General features: G+C 53.3%; 16 protein-coding genes. 13 read left to right on the forward strand and 3 right to left on the reverse strand.

The annotated features are described in order from the left end of the window. Positions 1–162: 162 nt before the first annotated feature. On the forward strand, positions 163–1,050 hold the full coding sequence (locus J4E05_RS04150; protein ID WP_349592621.1) for a LysR family transcriptional regulator: 888 nt from the start codon (positions 163–165) through the stop codon (positions 1,048–1,050). Between the two features lie 187 nt (positions 1,051–1,237). Here the strand turns inward: J4E05_RS04150 and J4E05_RS04155 are convergent, their stop codons facing one another. Both J4E05_RS04155 and J4E05_RS04160 read right to left on the reverse strand, forming a co-directional pair. Next, the gene (locus J4E05_RS04155; RefSeq protein ID WP_349592623.1) at positions 1,238–2,065 is read right to left on the reverse strand and encodes an aldo/keto reductase; all 828 of its coding nucleotides are present in this window, start codon (positions 2,063–2,065) and stop codon (positions 1,238–1,240) included. A gap of 153 nt (positions 2,066–2,218) precedes the next feature. Beyond that, a complete protein-coding gene (locus J4E05_RS04160; RefSeq protein WP_349592626.1) occupies positions 2,219–3,256 on the reverse strand; it encodes a mitochondrial fission ELM1 family protein in 1,038 nt (345 codons plus the stop codon). Positions 3,257–3,480: 224 nt separating this feature from the next. Here J4E05_RS04160 and J4E05_RS04165 point away from each other — a divergent pair, with 224 nt between their 5' ends. The 8 genes from J4E05_RS04165 to J4E05_RS04200 all read left to right on the forward strand — a co-directional run bounded on the left by J4E05_RS04165 (position 3,481) and on the right by J4E05_RS04200 (position 13,321). After that, on the forward strand, positions 3,481–5,736 hold the full coding sequence (locus J4E05_RS04165) for a sensor histidine kinase (protein ID WP_349592629.1): 2,256 nt from the start codon (positions 3,481–3,483) through the stop codon (positions 5,734–5,736). Beyond that, positions 5,733–7,091 (forward strand): sigma-54-dependent transcriptional regulator, encoded by a 1,359-nt coding sequence (locus tag J4E05_RS04170; RefSeq protein WP_349592632.1) that lies wholly within the window; start codon positions 5,733–5,735, stop codon positions 7,089–7,091. Before J4E05_RS04165 ends, J4E05_RS04170 begins: the two co-directional genes overlap by 4 nt. A 530-nt stretch (positions 7,092–7,621) precedes the next feature. Then, complete coding sequence (locus tag J4E05_RS04175) at positions 7,622–8,617, forward strand: TRAP transporter substrate-binding protein (protein WP_085590661.1); 996 nt, start codon at positions 7,622–7,624, stop codon at positions 8,615–8,617. Positions 8,618–8,654: 37 nt separating this feature from the next. Next, the gene (locus J4E05_RS04180; RefSeq protein WP_085590663.1) at positions 8,655–9,227 is read left to right on the forward strand and encodes a TRAP transporter small permease; all 573 of its coding nucleotides are present in this window, start codon (positions 8,655–8,657) and stop codon (positions 9,225–9,227) included. 24 nt (positions 9,228–9,251) lie between these two features. Continuing rightward, the gene (locus J4E05_RS04185) at positions 9,252–10,661 is read left to right on the forward strand and encodes a TRAP transporter large permease (protein ID WP_085590665.1); all 1,410 of its coding nucleotides are present in this window, start codon (positions 9,252–9,254) and stop codon (positions 10,659–10,661) included. A 308-nt stretch (positions 10,662–10,969) separates the two neighbouring features. After that, complete coding sequence (locus J4E05_RS04190; protein WP_349592636.1) at positions 10,970–12,199, forward strand: multidrug effflux MFS transporter; 1,230 nt, start codon at positions 10,970–10,972, stop codon at positions 12,197–12,199. A gap of 75 nt (positions 12,200–12,274) precedes the next feature. Then, the gene (locus tag J4E05_RS04195; RefSeq protein ID WP_349592639.1) at positions 12,275–12,784 is read left to right on the forward strand and encodes a DinB family protein; all 510 of its coding nucleotides are present in this window, start codon (positions 12,275–12,277) and stop codon (positions 12,782–12,784) included. Positions 12,785–12,811: 27 nt separating this feature from the next. Then, positions 12,812–13,321, forward strand: a complete 510-nt coding sequence (locus J4E05_RS04200) for a DinB family protein (RefSeq protein WP_349592642.1) — start codon at positions 12,812–12,814, stop codon at positions 13,319–13,321. Positions 13,322–13,337: 16 nt separating this feature from the next. Here J4E05_RS04200 and J4E05_RS04205 read toward each other — a convergent pair whose 3' ends face one another. Then, entirely contained in the window at positions 13,338–14,123 is a 786-nt protein-coding gene (locus tag J4E05_RS04205; protein WP_349592645.1) for an enoyl-CoA hydratase/isomerase family protein, read from the reverse strand. Between the two features lie 341 nt (positions 14,124–14,464). On the opposite strand from J4E05_RS04205, the gene J4E05_RS04210 reads away from it, so the two are divergent. The 4 genes from J4E05_RS04210 (at position 14,465) to J4E05_RS04225 (ending at position 18,949) form a co-directional block, all read left to right on the forward strand. After that, complete coding sequence (locus tag J4E05_RS04210; RefSeq protein WP_085590675.1) at positions 14,465–15,157, forward strand: orotate phosphoribosyltransferase; 693 nt, start codon at positions 14,465–14,467, stop codon at positions 15,155–15,157. Between the two features lie 157 nt (positions 15,158–15,314). Continuing rightward, a complete protein-coding gene (locus J4E05_RS04215) occupies positions 15,315–16,979 on the forward strand; it encodes a peptide ABC transporter substrate-binding protein (RefSeq protein ID WP_349592649.1) in 1,665 nt (554 codons plus the stop codon). 6 nt (positions 16,980–16,985) lie between these two features. Then, positions 16,986–17,939 carry an ABC transporter permease gene (locus J4E05_RS04220; RefSeq protein WP_349592652.1) on the forward strand — a complete coding sequence of 318 codons (954 nt, stop codon included), beginning with the start codon at positions 16,986–16,988 and terminating at the stop codon, positions 17,937–17,939. Next, positions 17,936–18,949, forward strand: a complete 1,014-nt coding sequence (locus tag J4E05_RS04225; protein ID WP_349592655.1) for an ABC transporter permease — start codon at positions 17,936–17,938, stop codon at positions 18,947–18,949. Before J4E05_RS04220 ends, J4E05_RS04225 begins: the two co-directional genes overlap by 4 nt. Positions 18,950–18,985: the final 36 nt, after the last annotated feature.

The following is an 18,985-nucleotide window of genomic DNA, read 5'->3' on the forward strand; positions in this document are numbered from 1 at the left end:
GGCTGTTTGCGCATCATTGGCAACGGCCCGAAATCGGCCCTTTTGATCATCGTTCGAGCTATAACTGACACAAAAAAATTCTCAAATAAAGAATTTATTGTTGTATTTATTCCCTTATCAAGAATATAAAATCTGGATCGATCCTGCAACGGAGAAGTTTTTATGGATATCGCCTCGCTTGCGGTTTTTCGCACTGTCGCCCGCGAACAGGGCATTACACGCGCGGCCGAACTTCTTGGTCGCGTGCCCTCAAACGTCACAACCCGTATTCAGCAACTTGAAACCGAAATCGGCGTTGCCCTGTTTCAACGCGACAAAAAACGTATGATTTTAACCGGCGAAGGTCTGACTTTTCTGGACTATGCCGAACGCATCCTTAACCTGGCCGACGAAGCCCGGCAGCTTGTAAACCCGGCAGCACCGGTTGGCACCCTGCGTGTCGGATCAATGGAAAGCACAGTCGCAAGTCGCCTGCCCGTCCCGTTAGCAACATTCAACAAAAACTGGCCGCAGGTTACGATCGAACTTTCAACCGCACCAACCCGCCAACTGATCACAGCCTTGCAGGCCCATCATATTGATTGCGCCCTTATTGCTGTTCCGTCTGGCGAATGGTGGCTTGGCCAGGCTGAGCTCGACAAAGTCCCTGTTTTTCGCGAAGAACTGGTATTGCTTTTGCCGCCGGGCCACCCCGACATTGAACACGCAACAGACATTGAACCAAAGGCTTTGGCCGCTTTTGCACCGGGCTGTACCTATCGGATGCTGGCCGAGGAATGGTTAACCCAATTTGGGTCGCGCAAAGCCCATTTCACCATTCAGGAAGTTAATTCCTATCATGCGATGTTTGCCTGCACCGCCGCAGGATCCTGCGTTAGCATCATGCCGCGCAGCGTTGTCAATTTGATCAACCATTTGGGCGACGTCAAACAACATCCGCTTACAACGGTTGATACCTATCTTGCCTCGCGCCCGGGTTTTTCCACCCCGGCATTTATCGAGTTTCAAAAAATCCTTAGCGCGAATGCCGATTTTAAAAGCGAAGCCTGAAGCAAAACCGTCGTCATAACGCCAACCAGACGCCCGCCAATGTGCGCGAAATGTGGTGTCCGTGCTTGATAAATTCCCACACCATGGCGTGCAGCCGCCATTCACAGCCAACCTGCACAGAACACAAAAAACAAGGACTGGCAGCACTTAAGCTGCCAGTCCCCGAAGCCTGATTGCCTGGGGCAAATCAGTTATCCCAAACCGGAGCAAGTCCGTCGGGACTGACAATTCGGCCATCGGGCCGTGCCAGTGCCGATATCGCCTGCATATCGGCTGTCGAAATTTCAAAATCAAAGATATCGAAATTTTCCACCACGCGTTTCTCGCCCACAGTTTTGGAAAGTGCAATCAGGCCATCTTGCTGGATCACCCAGCGCAGAACAATCTGCGCAACGGATTTTCCATATTTGGCCCCAAGTTCCTTCAAAACATCGTCTTCAAACACCTTGCCATCGGCCATGGCGTAATAAGATGTAATCGACATTCCTGTCTCTTTTGCGGCAGAAATCACTTTTGACTGATCAATATAGGGATGAACCTCGATCTGGTTGGTCACAATCGGGGCATCGCTCAGGGCAACGGCATCCGCCATTAATCGGGTGCTGTAATTACTAACCCCGATATGACGCACTTTACCGGCCTTGCGCACTTCGTTAAGCGCGCCGATCTGCTCAGCCAGGGGCACTTCCATTTTCGGCCAATGCAACAGCAACAAATCAACATAGTCGGTTTTCAGCTTTTTCAGGCTTTCCTCGACAGATGCGATAAAATCATCATGGCGAAATTTATCGACCCACACCTTGGTGGTCAGGAAAATATCGTTACGTGCCACCGATGACCCGGCAATAGCACTGCCAACTTCGGCTTCATTGCCATAAATCTGCGCGGTATCGATGTGGCGAAAGCCGATTTCAAGTGCCTTGGGCACAATGCGCAACACGTCTTCGCCCGGCATCCGAAATGTACCAAAGCCCAAAGCAGGAATATCGGCACCATTGGCTTTTACGTTATGCATCCATAGTCTCCTTGTTGATTTTTTCGCGGTATATCGCCCGCTTGTTTTCAACCCGAAATCTATGTCTGTTCTGAAATCATGCAAGGAAGAAGCCTGCGAATTAAATTCCAAGCTGTCGATCATCCGCCACGCCGCACAGTGTCACACTGTGCATCAGCCCCGCTCGCCGATCAATTCAAGGCAGCGCTGGGCAACTAAGCGTGCCGGCTGCAGGGACGGATGGCGAAAGGCTTCCAGCCTCGTCACTGACGGCACGTCATTCACGGGCAGTTCCCCTACTGCCAATGGCCGGGCAAACCCGCGATCAAACAGGTTTTGATGCAAACGACGATGGCGCGGAGCGGCAATACCATCCGGGGCATAAATATAAACTCCACCCAGGGCTGCACAGGCCTCGCAGCACATTGAAACGGAATCACCCGTAACAATCAAAATATCGGCCAGTGCCAAAAACCCGAAATAAGGGTTGTCTTCGGTACTGTTCCAGCCATGCAAATGAAATGGCACATTTGCCTTTTCCAGCAATTCTGCAATCAGGGCTTCATTTTCGCGCCCGGTACGGCGACTGGTCGTCACCAGCAACGATCCGCCATTATAACGTGCAGCATTAATAGCGGTTTCGGTCACATCGCGGGCCATGGCGGCAGTAAACCTGGTTTTTTTGGTGCTGCCGCCCACAATCAGGGCAATCAACGGGCGCGGCATCCCCTGAAACTTCCCCTGCCATGCCTTGCCTTCCAGCACCAGCCGGGTTTCACTGATGCGATGGGGCGCACCGGGAATCTCCAGTACATTTTCGGCGGGCCTCACGCCGTCATGGGCGGGAACGGCGATAAGGTCAAATTCCCTTTCACCACCATCGGGCCGCATGATCTGGCAAATCCGGGTTTTGCCGCCGCTTTGCCGCTTGATCCAGCGCGCCACCGGGGCTGTTCTGCGGCCGGCAGCAATAACCAGATCGGGCCATGGTGCCTGCAATTTTTCGCGGGATCGCGGGGTTACACCCAGCAAGGATGCCCGGCGAATGAAATTGGGCAATCGCGCAGCCCCGCCATAGGAAATGTCGATACGCTTAAACGGGCATGCCATGGCTTCGGCCACCCCAACCGCCTGATTGACATTGCCGGGCCGATCATCGGCCAAAACCCAAATCCGGTTTTGGCCGGTTTCCGTCATTGCATTATCTGTCATTCTATCCCGCATCATCGCGTAGCAGCCTGAACGTGGCGTTCCTCTCTGTTATAAAACAGACAAAAACAATTACCAGCCCCGCAACATCATCGCCCGGCACGACCTTTTATGGGGCATTGCCGCATTGGGAATGAAAATATCGCAAGACAGGCAGAAACAGGGCATATTACAAAAAATCATCCAGTGCTTTTGCTGTGCCGATAAATCCGGGAAATGTCCACCCAATGTTAAAAACATCGCAATCCGTTCGCCGCAGTGCGCGCCTTGTGCTGGTGGGCATGTTGCTTTTGTTGCCCGTCACGATTTTTATCAGCATGCAGGGCTGGCGCGAAACCCGCATTGTGACGCTGGAAGAAGAAGGGCGAAACAAACTGGAACTTTATCGTTCCAACCTGCAAGGGGCGATCAAGGAACACGAATATCTGCCAATCACGCTGGCATCGGACCGGCGCATTTTAACGCTGGCGGGCATGCATCACCCCACGGCCGAAGATACCAACGAAGTTAACCGCTATCTGGAAAAACTGGCGGCTGACAGCGGCGCATCCGACATTTATTTTATGGACAATACCGGCGAAACCATTGCTGCAAGCAACTGGAACAGCAACGCATCCTTCGTCGGCCGTAATTTTGGGTTTCGCCCGTATTTCAAACAGGCAATGGGTGGAAATACCGGGCATTATTTTGCCTTTGGCATCACATCGAACGTGCCAGGATATTATATTTCCCATCCGGTTTTAACCAATGGCCGCGACATTGCCGGGGTGATGGTGGTTAAAACCCACCTTGAAACGCTGGTTAATCGCTGGGCGCGCGGCGGCGAAAGCGTTCTGGTCGAAGACGAAAACGGCATTGTCATTATCTCCTCGCACCCGGAATGGCGCTTTCGCGATTTGCGCGGCCTGTCCGAAGGGCAGCGCCGAAATGTTTTAAAATCACGCAAATATGGCGAATACCCGTTAACCGCCATGCCCGTGACCAAGGGCAACTGGCCGCGTGATGGCGTGATGTCCACGCTGGAACTGGCGTCCATTCCCACCGAAACCCCGATAGAACACGACACCACCATCAGCGATGACCGGCCCAACGATGTAAACACCACAAACATTACCCCCGACCCGGCAGGAAACAATGCCATCACCAACACCGACGACGGGCTAAACCGCACCTCTGCTCCGTTCGGAAAATCGGTTGCAGGCTTTCCTGCTCCGCGTCTGGATGACAGCCAGTCTGCATCTTCACGAACGCCCGCAACCACCCGGTATTTAACCATCGGCAGCACCCTGCCCCGGCAAGGCTGGCGCATATTTTTGCTAACTGACAAGGCCGTTCTGGACCAATCCATTCTGGCTGCTGCCTTTATTGCCGGGGCCATCCACATCATTATCATGGGCACCATTTTTATGTTGTTGCAGCGTCGGCGCGCCATGCTTGAACAGCTTGAAATTCGCGACTGGTCGCAACGCGAACTGGAACATCAGGTAAAATTGCGTACCGCCGATTTGATGAACACCAATGTGCGCCTGGCCGAAGAAATTACCGAACGCCAACGCACCGAAGATGCCCTGCGCACCGCCCAGGCCGAACTGGTGCAGGCCGGAAAATTAGCCGCCCTTGGCCAAATGTCAGCCGGGATCGCCCATGAAATAAACCAGCCGCTAACCGCCATTCGCAGCTATGCCGACAATGCCCGCCAGTTTTTTGCCCGCGGGCAAACCGAACCCGTTGAACGCAATTTAACCCGCATTTCCGAACTGACCGAACGCATGGGGCGCATCACCAACCATTTAAAAACATTTGCCCGGCGCCCCGAATATGACAGCGGCCCGGTTGATGTTGCCCATGCCATTCAAAAGGCCATTGATCTGGTACGTGAAACAGGCCGCGTATCAAATGCTGTTATCGCGTTTCCACGCCCGAAACAGGGCATGTTTGTAACCGCCGAAGAAACCCAGCTTGAACAGGTTTTTATCAATCTGCTTACCAATGCCGCCGATGCCAGCCGCGATCAGGATGACGCACGGATTATGATTGATATCACCCGCGGGTCTGATCGTGTTTTTGTCAGCGTATCGGACAATGGACCGGGCATATCGGACCAGACCATGCCACAACTGTTCGACCCGTTTTTCACCACCAAACAATTTGGCGACGGGCTGGGGCTTGGCTTGTCAATCTGTTATGGCATCTTGCGCAGTTTCGGGGGCACCATACGCGCCGAAAACCTTCCCGCCCCTGACGGCGGCGCATGTTTTATTGTTGAATTGCGCCCGGTTGATACAACCGGCACCGGCATCGAACGACGCAATATCGCGGCAGGCTCGACGGCGGCGAAAGCCGGTGTTAAAACACCCGTCCATGAATTTGCACTTTTAGACGACGAAACCGCCACTTCCTTCGCCCGCGATCCGGCAACGGGCGCAGGCAAGGCAGGACCCGGCGTGTTTCGATCCGTACTGCGACCAAAGGATAAGCGGTGACCCACCCCTGCGAACACGTACTGTTTGTTGACGATGATGCCGATGTGCGGGAAGCCGCACAACAAACGCTGGAACTGGCCGATATCCCGGTCGAATGTTTTGAGCGCCCCGAACTGGCCCGCGACCGTATCGCCAAAGGCTGGCCCGGCATTTTGGTGACCGACATTCGCATGCCCAAAATGACCGGCATGGAATTGCTGGAACAAACCATCACAATTGACCCTGACCTGCCGGTTATTCTGGTAACCGGGCACGGCGATGTGGCAACGGCCGTCAAAGCCATGCGCAGCGGGGCCTTTGATTTTATCGAAAAGCCGTTCGCACCAGACTATTTTATCGACATCGTACGCCGGGCCTGCGCACACCGCCGCCTGATCAGCGAAAACCGTGCCCTGAAAGCCGAACTGGCCCGCCACCTGCCCGCCAGCAACGGCCTGATTGGCCGAACCCCGGCAATGGAAAAACTACGCGGGTTAATTGGCAATATCGCCACCACCAATGCCCATGTCCTGATCAACGGTGAAACCGGTGCCGGCAAGGAAGTTGTTGCACGCACCCTGCACGATATGTCGGGCCGCAATGGGCCGTTTGTTGCCATCAATTGCGGTGCTGTGCCCGAAAACCTGATTGAATCCGAACTTTTCGGCCACGAAGCCGGGGCGTTTACCGGCGCAGACCGCAAACGCATAGGTAAATTTGAATTTGCCAATAAGGGCACGGTCTTCCTTGATGAAATCGAAAGCATGCCATTATCGTTACAGGTAAAGCTGTTGCGGGTTTTACAGGAACGTGCGCTGGAACGTCTGGGCTCCAATACCACCCAACCCATTGACCTGCGCGTGGTCGCCGCCACCAAGGTTGACCTGCGTGACGCGGCATCGCGCGGCGAATTTCGCGAAGACCTTTATTACCGCCTTAATGTTGTTCAGCTGCACATCCCGCCGCTCCGTGATCGCAAGGACGATATTCCCCTGTTATTTGCCCATTTCCTCAAACAGGCCGAAGACCGGTTTGGTCGCAGCTTCGACCCGCTGGACCCGCAGGAACTGGCGCGTTTTTCCAGTTATGACTGGCCGGGAAATGTGCGCGAATTGCGCAATGCTGCCGAACGCCGTGTGCTGGGCCTCGACACCCTGACACATGAGGCCGGTAACGATGCCGACTTAACCCTTCCCCTGCCCCGTCAGGTCGAAGCCTTTGAAAAAAACCTGATTTGCGAAGCCCTGCGTAAACATGGCGGCAATGTAACAGCCACGGTTTCCACCCTGGGGGTCCCACGCAAAACATTCTATGACAAACTGGCAAAATACGAAATTTCACCCGCCGATTTTCGTAACCGCCCCGAAAACGACTAACACCACCACCTTTTCGTATACTGACGATACGGTACGCCCTGGTATCCCTGATATCCCGGGCATCCCTGTTCCGCATCAACCTACACTATCGATCCGGGCCGTTCTTCACATTTTCAAACCAGTTCATTCCCCCTGCCAGCTCTCCACCATGGCAAGGTAAATGCTCCGTATCCGGGGCCATGGACAAAACCTTTACGCGAATAATTTAAACCTTTTTTCGTTGGTATTTCGCAGAAATTTCCCACATGCTGTTAAAAGGATGTCGCCAAAGCGCGAAATTAATGTGCGAAAAACCACACATATTAGTTTTGCACTGTGCGGAAATCATAACAAAAATAACAGCTTACGCTGCAATGCACCATAAGCCAAAAGCAAGCCAAATAGCTGATATGCTTTGTGGTTATAACGCAAACAGCAAACTGGCCCGGAAGTTGCTTATTCAGGGCAGCGCCTGTTACGGCGGGATAGAATGACGCCGATTCAATGGCGCACTATTGGGAAAACGCATTAAGCTTTTAGGGAGAACATATATGCGTCCGGTTACTAAAAAGATTCTGATCGCAAGCGCGGCAATGCTGGCTGGCCTTGGCATGTCTTACAATGCTTCGGCTCAGGAAGTTATCAAATTTGCGCACGTTGTTGCTCCGAACACCCCGAAGGGCAAGGCTGCAGATTACTTCAAAAAGCGTGCAGAAGAAATTCTTGGCGACAAAGTCAAAGTTGAAATCTATCCGAACTCCCAGCTTTTCGATGACGACAAGGTTCTGCCGGCAATTCTGCGCGGCGACGTTCAGTTTGGCGCACCGTCACTTGCAAAATTTGGCAAATGGACCAAAAAGCTTGGCATTTACGACCTTCCGTTCCTGTTCAAGGATATGGATGCCGTTTCCTGCTTCCAGGACAGCGACAAGGGCAAGGGCCTGTTTGATTCCATGGCCAGCAAAGGTCTGACCGGTGTTGGTTACTGGCATAATGGCCTCAAGCAGCTTTCAGCCAACAAGCCGCTGCGCGAACCGGCCGATGCCAAAGGCCTGAAATTCCGGATCCAAAGCTCGGACGTTCTTGCTGCACAGTTTGAAGCTGTTGGCGCTGTTCCGCAGAAAATGGCTTTCGCTGAAACCTATTCGGCCCTGCAGACCGGTGTTGTCGATGGTCAGGAAAACACCTGGTCGAACATCTATTCGCAGAAGTTCTACGAAGTTCAGGATTACATCACCGAATCCAACCACGGCTTGCTTGATTATATGGTCGTTACCTCGACCAAATGGTGGGAAGGTCTGGATCCGGAAATTCGTGATGGTCTGACCCAGGCAATGCAGGAAGCCACCAAATACGGCAACGATCTGTCGGCTGATCTGACTGCACAGCAACGCAAGGAAGTCCTTGATTCGGGTGAAACCGAACTGGTCGAACTGTCCGATGCACAGTTCAAGGACTGGCAGACGGCGATGAAACCGGTCTGGACCCAGTTTGCGGGTGAAATCGGTCAGGACCTGATCGACGCCGCCGCAGCCTGCAACAAATAATTCCCTGTAAATCTCTCTGGATAAGGGACCGTTTACGATGATCTCGACGGTCGTTACCCGGCTGGAGGAGGGCTTCATCGCCCTCCTGCTTGCCGCCATGACTTCTCTTACTTTCGCCAATGTCATTGCCCGGTACGTGTTTAATTCCGGCATCACCTGGGCTCTGGAAATGACACAGTTCCTGTTTGCCTGGCTGATCCTGTTTGGCATGTCCTACGGGGTTAAGATTGGCAGCCATATTGGTGTCGATGCGCTGGTGAAACTGTTTCCGGCAACGCTTCAGCGCATTATCGGCCTGATCATTGTTGCGGCCGGGTTGCTTTACTGTTTCTGGATCACCAAAGGTGGCTGGGAACTGGTAACCTTCAACCACATGCTGGAAATGGAAGCCGAGGATTCACCCCTGATGCTGTGGGTCGTCTATCTGATCATGCCGATTGGCGGGGCCTTGCTGGCCTTTCGTCTGGCACAGGTCGGCTGGCGCATCATTACCGGCCGACAAACCGGCTTCACCCTGGCTGACGAAGCCCGCGAAGCCATCGACCAGCTGGGCGGTCAGGCTGATGTAAATGACGATGCAAAGAACGGTTCACACCGTTCCGCATCATAGGCATCAAAGAGGGATCGCTTATTCATGACCATTGCATTCCTGTTTGTTCTGCTGTTCGTGCTCATGGCATTCGGCGCGCCAATTGCCCTGTCGCTGGGGGTGTCGTCGCTGGCAACCATTCTGCTGTTTGGCAGTGACAGCCTCGCAACACTGGCAGAAAAACTGTTTAGCGGGATGGAGCATTACACCCTTCTTGCCATCCCCTATTTCATTCTTGCCTCAACCTTTCTATCGACCGGCGGTGTCGCCCGCCGTCTGATCAATTTTGCGGTTAACAGTGTGGGCTGGTTCCCTGGCGGCCTTGCCATGGCATCGGTTCTGGCCTGCATGTTGTTTGCGGCTGTGTCGGGCTCATCCCCGGCAACCGTGGTGGCGATTGGCTCCATCGTGATTGCCGGCATGGTCAAATCGGGCTATCCGCAAAGTTTTGCCGCCGGGGTGATTTGTAACGCCGGGACACTGGGCATTCTTATTCCGCCGTCCATCGTGATGGTGGTTTATGCCGCTGCAACCCAGGTGTCGGTTGGCCGCATGTTCCTGGGCGGGGTTATTCCCGGTCTGATGGTGGGCATCATGCTGATGCTGGCGATTTATGTGGTCGCCAAAATCAAAAAGCTGCCCAAACAGGATCGTCCGTCGCTTGGCGAATGGGGCGGCAGCCTGCTCTCGGCATCGGGTGGCCTGCTTCTTGTGGTCCTGATCATGGGGGGCATTTATGGCGGGGCCTTCACCCCGACCGAAGCCGCCGCCGTGGCCTCGTTTTACGCCATGCTGGTTGCTGTGCTGTTTTACCGCGACATGGGCCCGATCAAGGATCAGCCCTGGATCCCCGAGGGGGGCAATACCGGCTTTGGCGCGATTGCCACGCGCAATATCGGCCTGATGGGCAAGGCAATTGTTCTGTTACCGTTTGACAAGGACATTCGCCACGTTCTGCTTGAGGCTGGCAAAGTGACCATCATGCTGATGTTCATCATTGCCAATGCCATGCTGTTTGCCCATGTGCTGACAACCGAACGCATCCCGCATACCATTGCCGAAACCATCATTGGCTGGGGCCTTCCGGCCTGGGGTTTCCTGATTGTTGTCAATATCATCCTGCTGATTGCCGGTAACTTCATGGAACCGTCTGCCATCCTGATGATTATGGCGCCGATCCTGTTTCCGATTGCGATGAAGCTGGGCATTGACCCGATCCATCTGGGCATCATCATGGTGGTCAATATGGAAATCGGCATGATTACACCACCGGTGGGGCTCAATCTGTTTGTCACATCGGGCATAACGGGAATGCCATTGCTTAAGGTCGTACGCGCAGCTTTCCCGTGGCTGATGATCCTGCTGGTCTTCCTGATCATCATTACCTATATCCCGGCGATTTCAACATGGTTGCCAACCCTGTTGATGGGCCCGGAAAAAGTGATGAACTACTAGCATCACCACATGATCTGACCTTCAAAGGGGTATTCCGGCTGCGGAATACCCCTTTTTCATTTGTAAAATTGCATGGCTGCCATTCCGGCCTTAAAGCTTCTGCCTATTTGAACGAAACAGATTTTTATGGATAATAGACACCATTGAATCGTTTCAAACAAAATCAGGCAGGCAAAACGTTTCCTTCCCACAATCAGGAAGACGTTTATCATTCGGGGACAAGGCCACCACCGCCCGAAAAACCGTCCGCCCGAACCACGACCCTTAATTTTATTAACCGTCATGAAAAACCGGGATCGGACCGCCCCATGAACAGCCTTGCCGTGCCGCTAAATACCAAACGGCTTGCCATTTTGCTGGCAGCACTTACCGCCATTGCGCCCTTTGCCATCGACACCTATTTGCCCGCCATTCCGGCCATGGCAAACGATTTTGGTGCGCCCATTCATGATGTCGAAGTGTCCATCAGCTGTTTTCTGATCGGCTTTGCCCTGGGGCAGTTGGTGGGCGGCCCCATGTCGGATCGGGTCGGTCGGCGCCCTGTCGCCCTTACCGGCCTTGCAATTTATGTGTTCGCGAGTGCGATTATTTTAACAGTGCAAAGCCCGCTTGCCCTTAACATCATGCGGTTTGTTCAGGCCATTGGTGGCGGTTTTGCCCTTGTTATTGTCGGGGCGTCGGTGCGCGACCTGTTTGACGGCAAGGAAGCCGCGCGCATGTTTGCCCTGATCGCCGTCATCATGATGATCGCCCCGCTGGTGGCCCCGACGGTCGGTGCCGGTCTGCTCAGTTTTTCCTCATGGCGGTCAATTTTTGTCCTGCTGGTACTTTATGGCAGCCTGATGCTGGTGATTGTGTGGATGAAACTGCCCGAAACCACCAAATTGCGCCCCCGTTATGCCGGTCCGGCCCGGCGGGTGTGGTGGACCTATCTGGAAGTTTTGCGCACACGGAATGCCGTTGGCTTTATGTTGGCCCACACTGGTGCAAGCGCAGTGATGTTCAGCTTTCTCACCGACTCTCCGTTTATGTATATCGATTATTTCGGCGTTGAACCGGCCCATTTCCCCTATTTGTTCGGGGCAAATGTGCTGACCATCATCTTTTGCAACCGCATCAACAACCCGTTGCTTAAACGCATGGAATGCCACCAAATTCTGGCCATCGGCGTTAGTGTGCAACTGGCTGCGACCGTCGCCCTGTTCGTAACCTGCAATTTTTTCACCCCGTCGCTTTATGTGGTCGTGCCTCTTATCATGGTTGCGGTTGGGGCCATCGGCCTGACGGCCCCCAACGCCACGGCATCCTTCATGCAATATTTCCCCCATATTGGCGGCACGGCAACCGCCCTGATGGGAACCATGCAGTTTTCATGCGGGGCACTGGCCGGGGTATTTTTAGGCTGGTTGCATGCCTTTGAAGATGGATTATGGCCGGTCACCACCTGCATGTTGGGTTTTGGCATTTTTGCCAATATCATGACCCATCTGGTTGCCAAACCCAAACAGGCCACCGAAAACACTGCCATCGCCATTTAACCCAACAGGGCCGCCATCACGGCCCTGTTGCCATCTACCCGGCCCTTCCCCGTCATAAACTGCGGAATAAAGCCAATGTCCCTGATGGATTTTAACGACTGCGGACTGGTGTTGGCCCGCTATAACACCTGGCAAAACCGCGTTTTGTTTGCGTTATGCGATCAGATTGGCGATGACGCCCGCAAACAAAGCCGGGGCATGTTCTTTGGGTCGATCCATGCAACCCTGAACCATATTCTCTATATCGATCAGCGTACTTTATCCCTGCTAAACGGCGGCACCGTGGGCGCATTTACACCGGCAATTATCATTGCCGATGATTTTACAGAGCTACGGCGCCTGCGCGTTAAAACCGATAATGCAATTGACGATTTCGCCAGCAGGCAAAACCCCGCCTGGCAGGATAAAACCCGCATCTTGCACGATATTGATGGCAAAACAAACGATGTCCCTTTGCAGATATTTTTTCTGCAAATGTTTAACCACCAAACCCATCATCGTTCACAAATCACGGCCGAGCTTTACAAAATGGGCCTTGATTATGGTGTAACCGGCATGCCGTTCACACCCAACCTGCCCTTCTGAATTTCAAGAACAACTGGAAAAACCAACATGCCACTTATGGATTTTAACGCCTGCGGGCAGGAACTGGCCCGCTATAACAGCTGGCAAAACCGCGTTTTATTTGACTTGTGCGACCAGATTGGCGACGACGCCCGAAGGCAGGATCGGGGTATGTTCTTTGGGTCGATCCATGCAACGCTGAACCATATTCTGTATATCGATCAACGTATTTTAACCCTGCTAAAGGGTGGCAACCCCGGCGCATTTACCCCGACGATCACCATTGCCGATGATTTTGCAGAACTGCGTCGCCTGCGCGTTGAAACCGATGCCACCCTGCAAACCCTTACCAGTTCGGGAAACACAGCATGGCAGGATAACATTCGCACCCTGGCCGATGTAACGGGGAAAGTGCGCGATGTGCCGTTACAGGTGCTATTTCTGCAAATCTTTAACCATCAAACCCATCACAGGTCGCAAATCACCAGCGAACTACATAAAATGGGCATTGATTATGGTATTACCGACATTCCGCTAACCCCGAATATGCCGTTCTAATCACAAACAATAGCGGCTATCGGCCCTGAAAAACCGGTTTGCGTTTTTCAAGAAACGCCGAATAGCCTTCCTCGAAATCGTCGCTGTCAAATGCCAGATAGGCCTCGTCAAATTCACGGGCCGAAATACTGCCCCCTTCAGTCAGCCGGTTGATCATTTTTTTATGCATCCGCTGGCTGATCGGTGCGCCCCGGGCGATCCGGTTACTGACATTGGCAATTTCGCTGTCAAAATCAGCCAATGGCACGACCTGACTAACCAGGCCAATATGCAGGGCACGGCTGGCATCAAACATTTGCCCTTCAAACAGCACTTCCATCAAGGTCGCGCGTCCCAGCACATCAAGCAGAATTTGCAGTTCCGGATAACCCAGTGTTGCCCCCAGTTTCATAGGGGGCATCATGAAACGGGCATCATCGGCAGCAATGCGAAAATCGCACGCCGCCGCCAAAACCATTGATGCGCCGACGCAAACCCCGTCTATCGCGGCAATAACCGGATGCATACAGGACTGAATATTTTGCAATGCCTCGGCATGAAGCAGGCCATAATCACGGGCCTTGTTAAAGCCACGCCTCTCGCGCACAAATTCATGAATATCAGCCCCGGCACCAAACCCGGCACCGGCACCACCGCGAATAACCACACAGCGCAAATCATCGCGCGCGCCCAAATCGGCAATCATCCGCGAAAGTTCGGCCCACATCGGTTTGGTTAGCGCATTTTTGCGTTCAGCCTGATGAATGGTCACGGTGGCAATGCCCGCATCGATATTTGCAATCAGCCCGGCGTCTGTCATCATGGCACTGCCCCCTTAAAGCAAATAATTCCGTGTGGTTACCGATAACGCGATTTGCGCCAATTGCCAATCCGCCACAGGTTCGCCATTACAATAAATTACAATTCACAGATGTGCATCCTCAATTCCAGCCACCCGAAATTACAATCTGCCTATGCTGATGATATCCTGCCTCAAAACATCATTTTGTTTTAGATCTGATATTTCCATTCTGTCGGTATAACTTTGCTGCCAGACATCAATAAATTGTTATTCCTGACCATTTGGTCAGCGGCTTTTCTTTGCGCTTTGGCCGATAAAAGGCTAAGACGGGCGCGTTATCCGAGCCCAGAGGAAATACAGCCATGTCAGACCCGTCCAAAACTGCTTCGCATTGTTCATATGCTGCCAAAACTGTCGCCCGTATCCTGCTTGATATCGGTGCGGTCAATTTTCGCCCGGAAGAACCCTATATCCTGACATCCGGCTGGGCCAGCCCCACCTATATTGATTGTCGCAAGCTGATTTCGTTTCCACGTGCACGCCGCAAAGTCATTGATCTTGCCGCCCGCCAGATTTCGGACAATGCCGGTTACGAACGGTTTGACGCTGTTGCCGGTGGTGAAACAGCTGGCATTCCCTATTCAGCCTGGCTGGCCGAGGCCCTGGACCTGCCGATGCAATATGTGCGCAAGAAACCCAAAGGTTTTGGTCGCCAGGCCCGCATCGAAGGCGATATTCATGAAAACCAGCGTGTTTTGCTGGTCGAAGACCTGGCAACCGATGGCGCATCAAAGGTTAACTTTGTTAATGCCCTTCGTGACGCCGGTGCCGAATGCAAACATGCGTTTGTTGTCTTCTTTTATGGCGTGTTCCCCAATGCCCTTGAAGAACTGAAAAAAGACGATATCGAACTGCACTATCTATGCACCTGGCACGACGTGCTGGCTGTCGCCCAGGAAGGCGAATATTTCAGCAAGGAAGCGATCGCCGGTGTACGTGATTTTCTGGCCGACCCGATTGGCTGGTCAAAATCGCATGGCGGCAAACACGATTAATTCCTGCTTTTCGCCGCCAAATCAACCGATGTTGAAAGCCGCCCCAACCGGGCGGCTTTTTGCATGGCAACAACACGGCGTTGCACCAAAGCAAAAATTCAATCACATTGAAAGACAATGACAATTTGACGGGTCCGCCCGCGCGACGGAGGCATGAATGCGTAAACTGATCGGGATTTTGCTGTTAGGCTGGGTCACCCTGACATCAGCCGGCATTGCCCAGGCCAACGAAACCCTTAAAATCGGTATTAGCGGCTACCCCGAAACCTTGCATCCCGCCTTTTCATCCTCTGCGGTGCAATCCTATATCCTGGGCTTCGTCCGCCGTCCGATCATGGTTTATAATCACGCCTGGAAAATCGCCTGTATGCTTTGCGATACAGTGCCATCCTTTGACAATGGCCTGGCCAAAAAAGTCCCATTGGCAGATGGCAAGGAAGGCGTACAGCTTAGCCTGTCATTGCCTGAAAATGCCAAATGGGGTGACGGCGAACCGCTAACAACCAAAGACGTTGCCTTTAGCATTGCCGTTGGCCAAAACAAGGATGTCGCCGTTGCCGACAAGGAAGTTTTCGACCGGATTGTCGATTTCAAAATCGTTGATGACCACCATTTCACTGTCACGCTCGACCGGATCGATTACAGCTATAACGCCTTTATGGGTGTTGAAATTTTACCTGCCCATCTGGAAAAACCGATTTTTGACGAGGACCCGGCAACCTATCAAAAACGCAGCCTGTATGTCACGGCACCCGCGACCCCCGGCCTGTGGTTTGGCCCCTATCTGGTGACAAAGGTCATTACCGCCAGTGCCGTGATGCTGGAAGAAAACCCTTACTGGTGGGGGAAAAAACCGCAAATCGCCGCCATTCAACTGCGCAATTTTGAAAACACAGCCGCCCTTGAGGCATCCTTGCGCGCAGGCGAGATTGATTATACTCCCGGCGAAATCGGCCTGTCGCTGGATAAAGTGATCGGTTTTGAAAAACGGTTCGGCGATCAATACGATATTATTTATAAAAAGGGCCTGTCGTTTTATCATCTTGACGTGAACAGTGCCTTTGCCCCGCTGGGAGACCGCCGGGTACGTCAGGCATTGCTATATGCCATTGACCGCAATGAAATCAGCCAAAAACTGTTTGCCGGTAAAAATGCGCCAACGCTGGATTTCATTCATCCTGACGACCCGGTTTTTACCGACGATGTCCCCCATTACCAATTTGATCCCGAAAAAGCCGATGCCCTGTTAAATGACGCTGGATGGACGCGCACAGGCAAGGCCATGCGCAAAAATGCCGCAGGCGAAACCCTGCATTTCACCCTGTATGGCGCCACAGAAAGCAGCACCGGGCAGTTAATTCAGCAAGTCTTGCAAAACCGCTGGAAACAGGCGGGTATTGATGTGGATATTTTAAACCAGCCCGCCCGCGTTTTGTTTGGCGAAACCCTGCCGCAACGCAAATTTGATGGCCTGGCGATGTTTGGCTGGATATCGGCCCCCGAACACTTGCCACTCACCATTTTAAAATCCGATCAGATCCCAACCGCCGAAAACCATTACGAAGGCCAAAACTATACCGGATATAACAACCCCAAAGTGGATGCCCTGATTGACCAGATCGAGCTGGAGCTTGATTTTGATAAACGCGTTCCGCTGTGGCACGAATTGCAAAAAATATATGCAACCGACCTACCTGCCCTGCCCCTTTATCATGGTGAAAGCGGTTTCATTTTCCCCAAATGGCTAAAGGGCATTCGCCCTACAGGCCATATGTATCCCAGCTCGCTTTGGGCTGAGGAATGGTATCGCACGGATCAATAAACAGACATGCGGCGTTTTATTTTCAGTCGGCTTTGGCAAACCGCATTGGTCATGGTTTTGGTATCGTTTGGGGCTTATGTCCTGATCGGGCTGATGCCGGGCGACCCGATTGATCTGATGATCACGGCCAATCCGTCTATCACATCCGCCGATGTTGCCCGTCTTAAAGGCCTCTACGGGTTGGATCAGCCGTTAATTCTGCGCTGGTTGCACTGGTTGTGGGCGGCCCTGAACGGGGATTTTGGCTATTCCCGCCTGTTTACCCAACCTGTCACCACATTGATTGGTCCAGCCTTGGTCAACAGCCTGAAACTGATGCTGGCAAGCTGGGCGCTATCGCTGGCCATTGCCCTTCCTGCCGGCATTTATGCAGCGTTAAAACCGCAATCCTTTCGTGATTACGGCATTAACCTTGCCGCTTTTGCCGGCGTATCGATCCCGCCTTTCTGGCTGGGGCTGGTGGCGATTTTGGTTTTTGCCGTCACCCTGCACTGGTTGCCTGCGGGTGGCACCGGCCAGCTTGACAATGCCAGTGGCTGGGCGGGCTTACGCTATATGGTTTTGCCCGTCGCAACCCTGACCATTGCCAGTGTCGGCTCGCACATTCGCTTTGTCCGTGGATCCATGATCGAGGTTATGCGCCAGGATTTTATCCGCACGGCACGTGCCAAGGGCCTGTCGGAACGCGGCGTTGTCATCCGCCACGCTTTGCGCAATGGCATGATGCCGGTCGTGACCCTGCTGGGGCTGGAATTTGGCAGTTTGTTTTCGGGCGCATTGATCACGGAAACCCTGTTTTCATGGCCCGGCATGGGGAGACTTATTTACAATGCGGTGATCGGGTCTGATTACAATCTGGCAATGGCCGGGTTGATGCTGGCAACGCTGGTTACCTTGATCGGCAATTTGCTGGCCGACATTGGCTACAAACTTCTCGATCCGCGGGTGAAGCTGTCATGACCCAGCCGCAAAAAAGCAACATCACCCCCCATTCCCATCCCAAATCCGCCAGCCCGTGGCGCCTGGCAGCACGGCGGTTTTCGCGCCATAAGCTGGCATGGATCAGCTTGCTGATTCTGATGCTGTTTGCCATTGCATCGCTATGCGCACCGCTGGTTGCCCATTTTCTGGGAACGGACGCGCAGGCGGTTGATTTATTCTCGCGCTATGGCGCACCCGGCCCTGATCATCCGCTCGGGACGGACGAACTGGGCCGAGATGTATTACTGCGCCTGTTATATGGCGGGCAGGTATCGTTAATGGTCGGGGTTAGTTCGGCTTTGTGTGCAGCGGCTCTTGGCACCATCATTGGTGTGATCGCCGGGTTTCGCGGCGGCTGGATCGACGGCTTTTTAATGCGTTTTACCGATGGGGTTATATCCCTGCCGTTGCTGCCATTGTTAATTGTGCTGGCCGCGATTGACCCTGGCAAACTTGGCATTCCACGCGACATTATCAATGGCGAAAGTTTCAGCCTGTATCGCATTATCCTGATCATTGCCCTATTCGGCTGGACCACCGTGGCACGGCTGGTACGTGCGGCAACACTGGCCCTGCGCGAACGCGAATTTGTAATGGCGGCAAGGGCGCTTGGCGGTGGACCGGTGCGCATTGTTATGCGCCATATTTTACCCAATGTTGTTACGCCCATCATCATTGCCACCACGCTGGCAGTGGGCAATGTGATCTTGATGGAAAGCGTACTTAGTTTTCTGGGCTTGGGTATTCAGCCCCCTGTGCCCAGTTGGGGAAATATGCTGACCCATGCGCAGGAATTTATCTGGGATGCCCCGCTGTTGGCCCTATGGCCGGGATTGCTGATTTTTATGACCGTTATTGCGGTAAACTTTTTGGGTGACGGGTTACAAGACGCACTGGACCCACGGGCAGATACGGACAAAATGCCCGACGCTGGACAGAATGACGCACAAGCGGCACAATGGAATGATCCAAGGGAAACAACGTCATGACGGCGACACCCCGGAACCGGGGCGACGCAACCGGTA

It is taken from the genome of Thalassospira sp. NFXS8 (assembly GCF_040148805.1).
In the GTDB taxonomy this organism is placed as follows: Bacteria; Pseudomonadota; Alphaproteobacteria; order Rhodospirillales; family Thalassospiraceae; genus Thalassospira.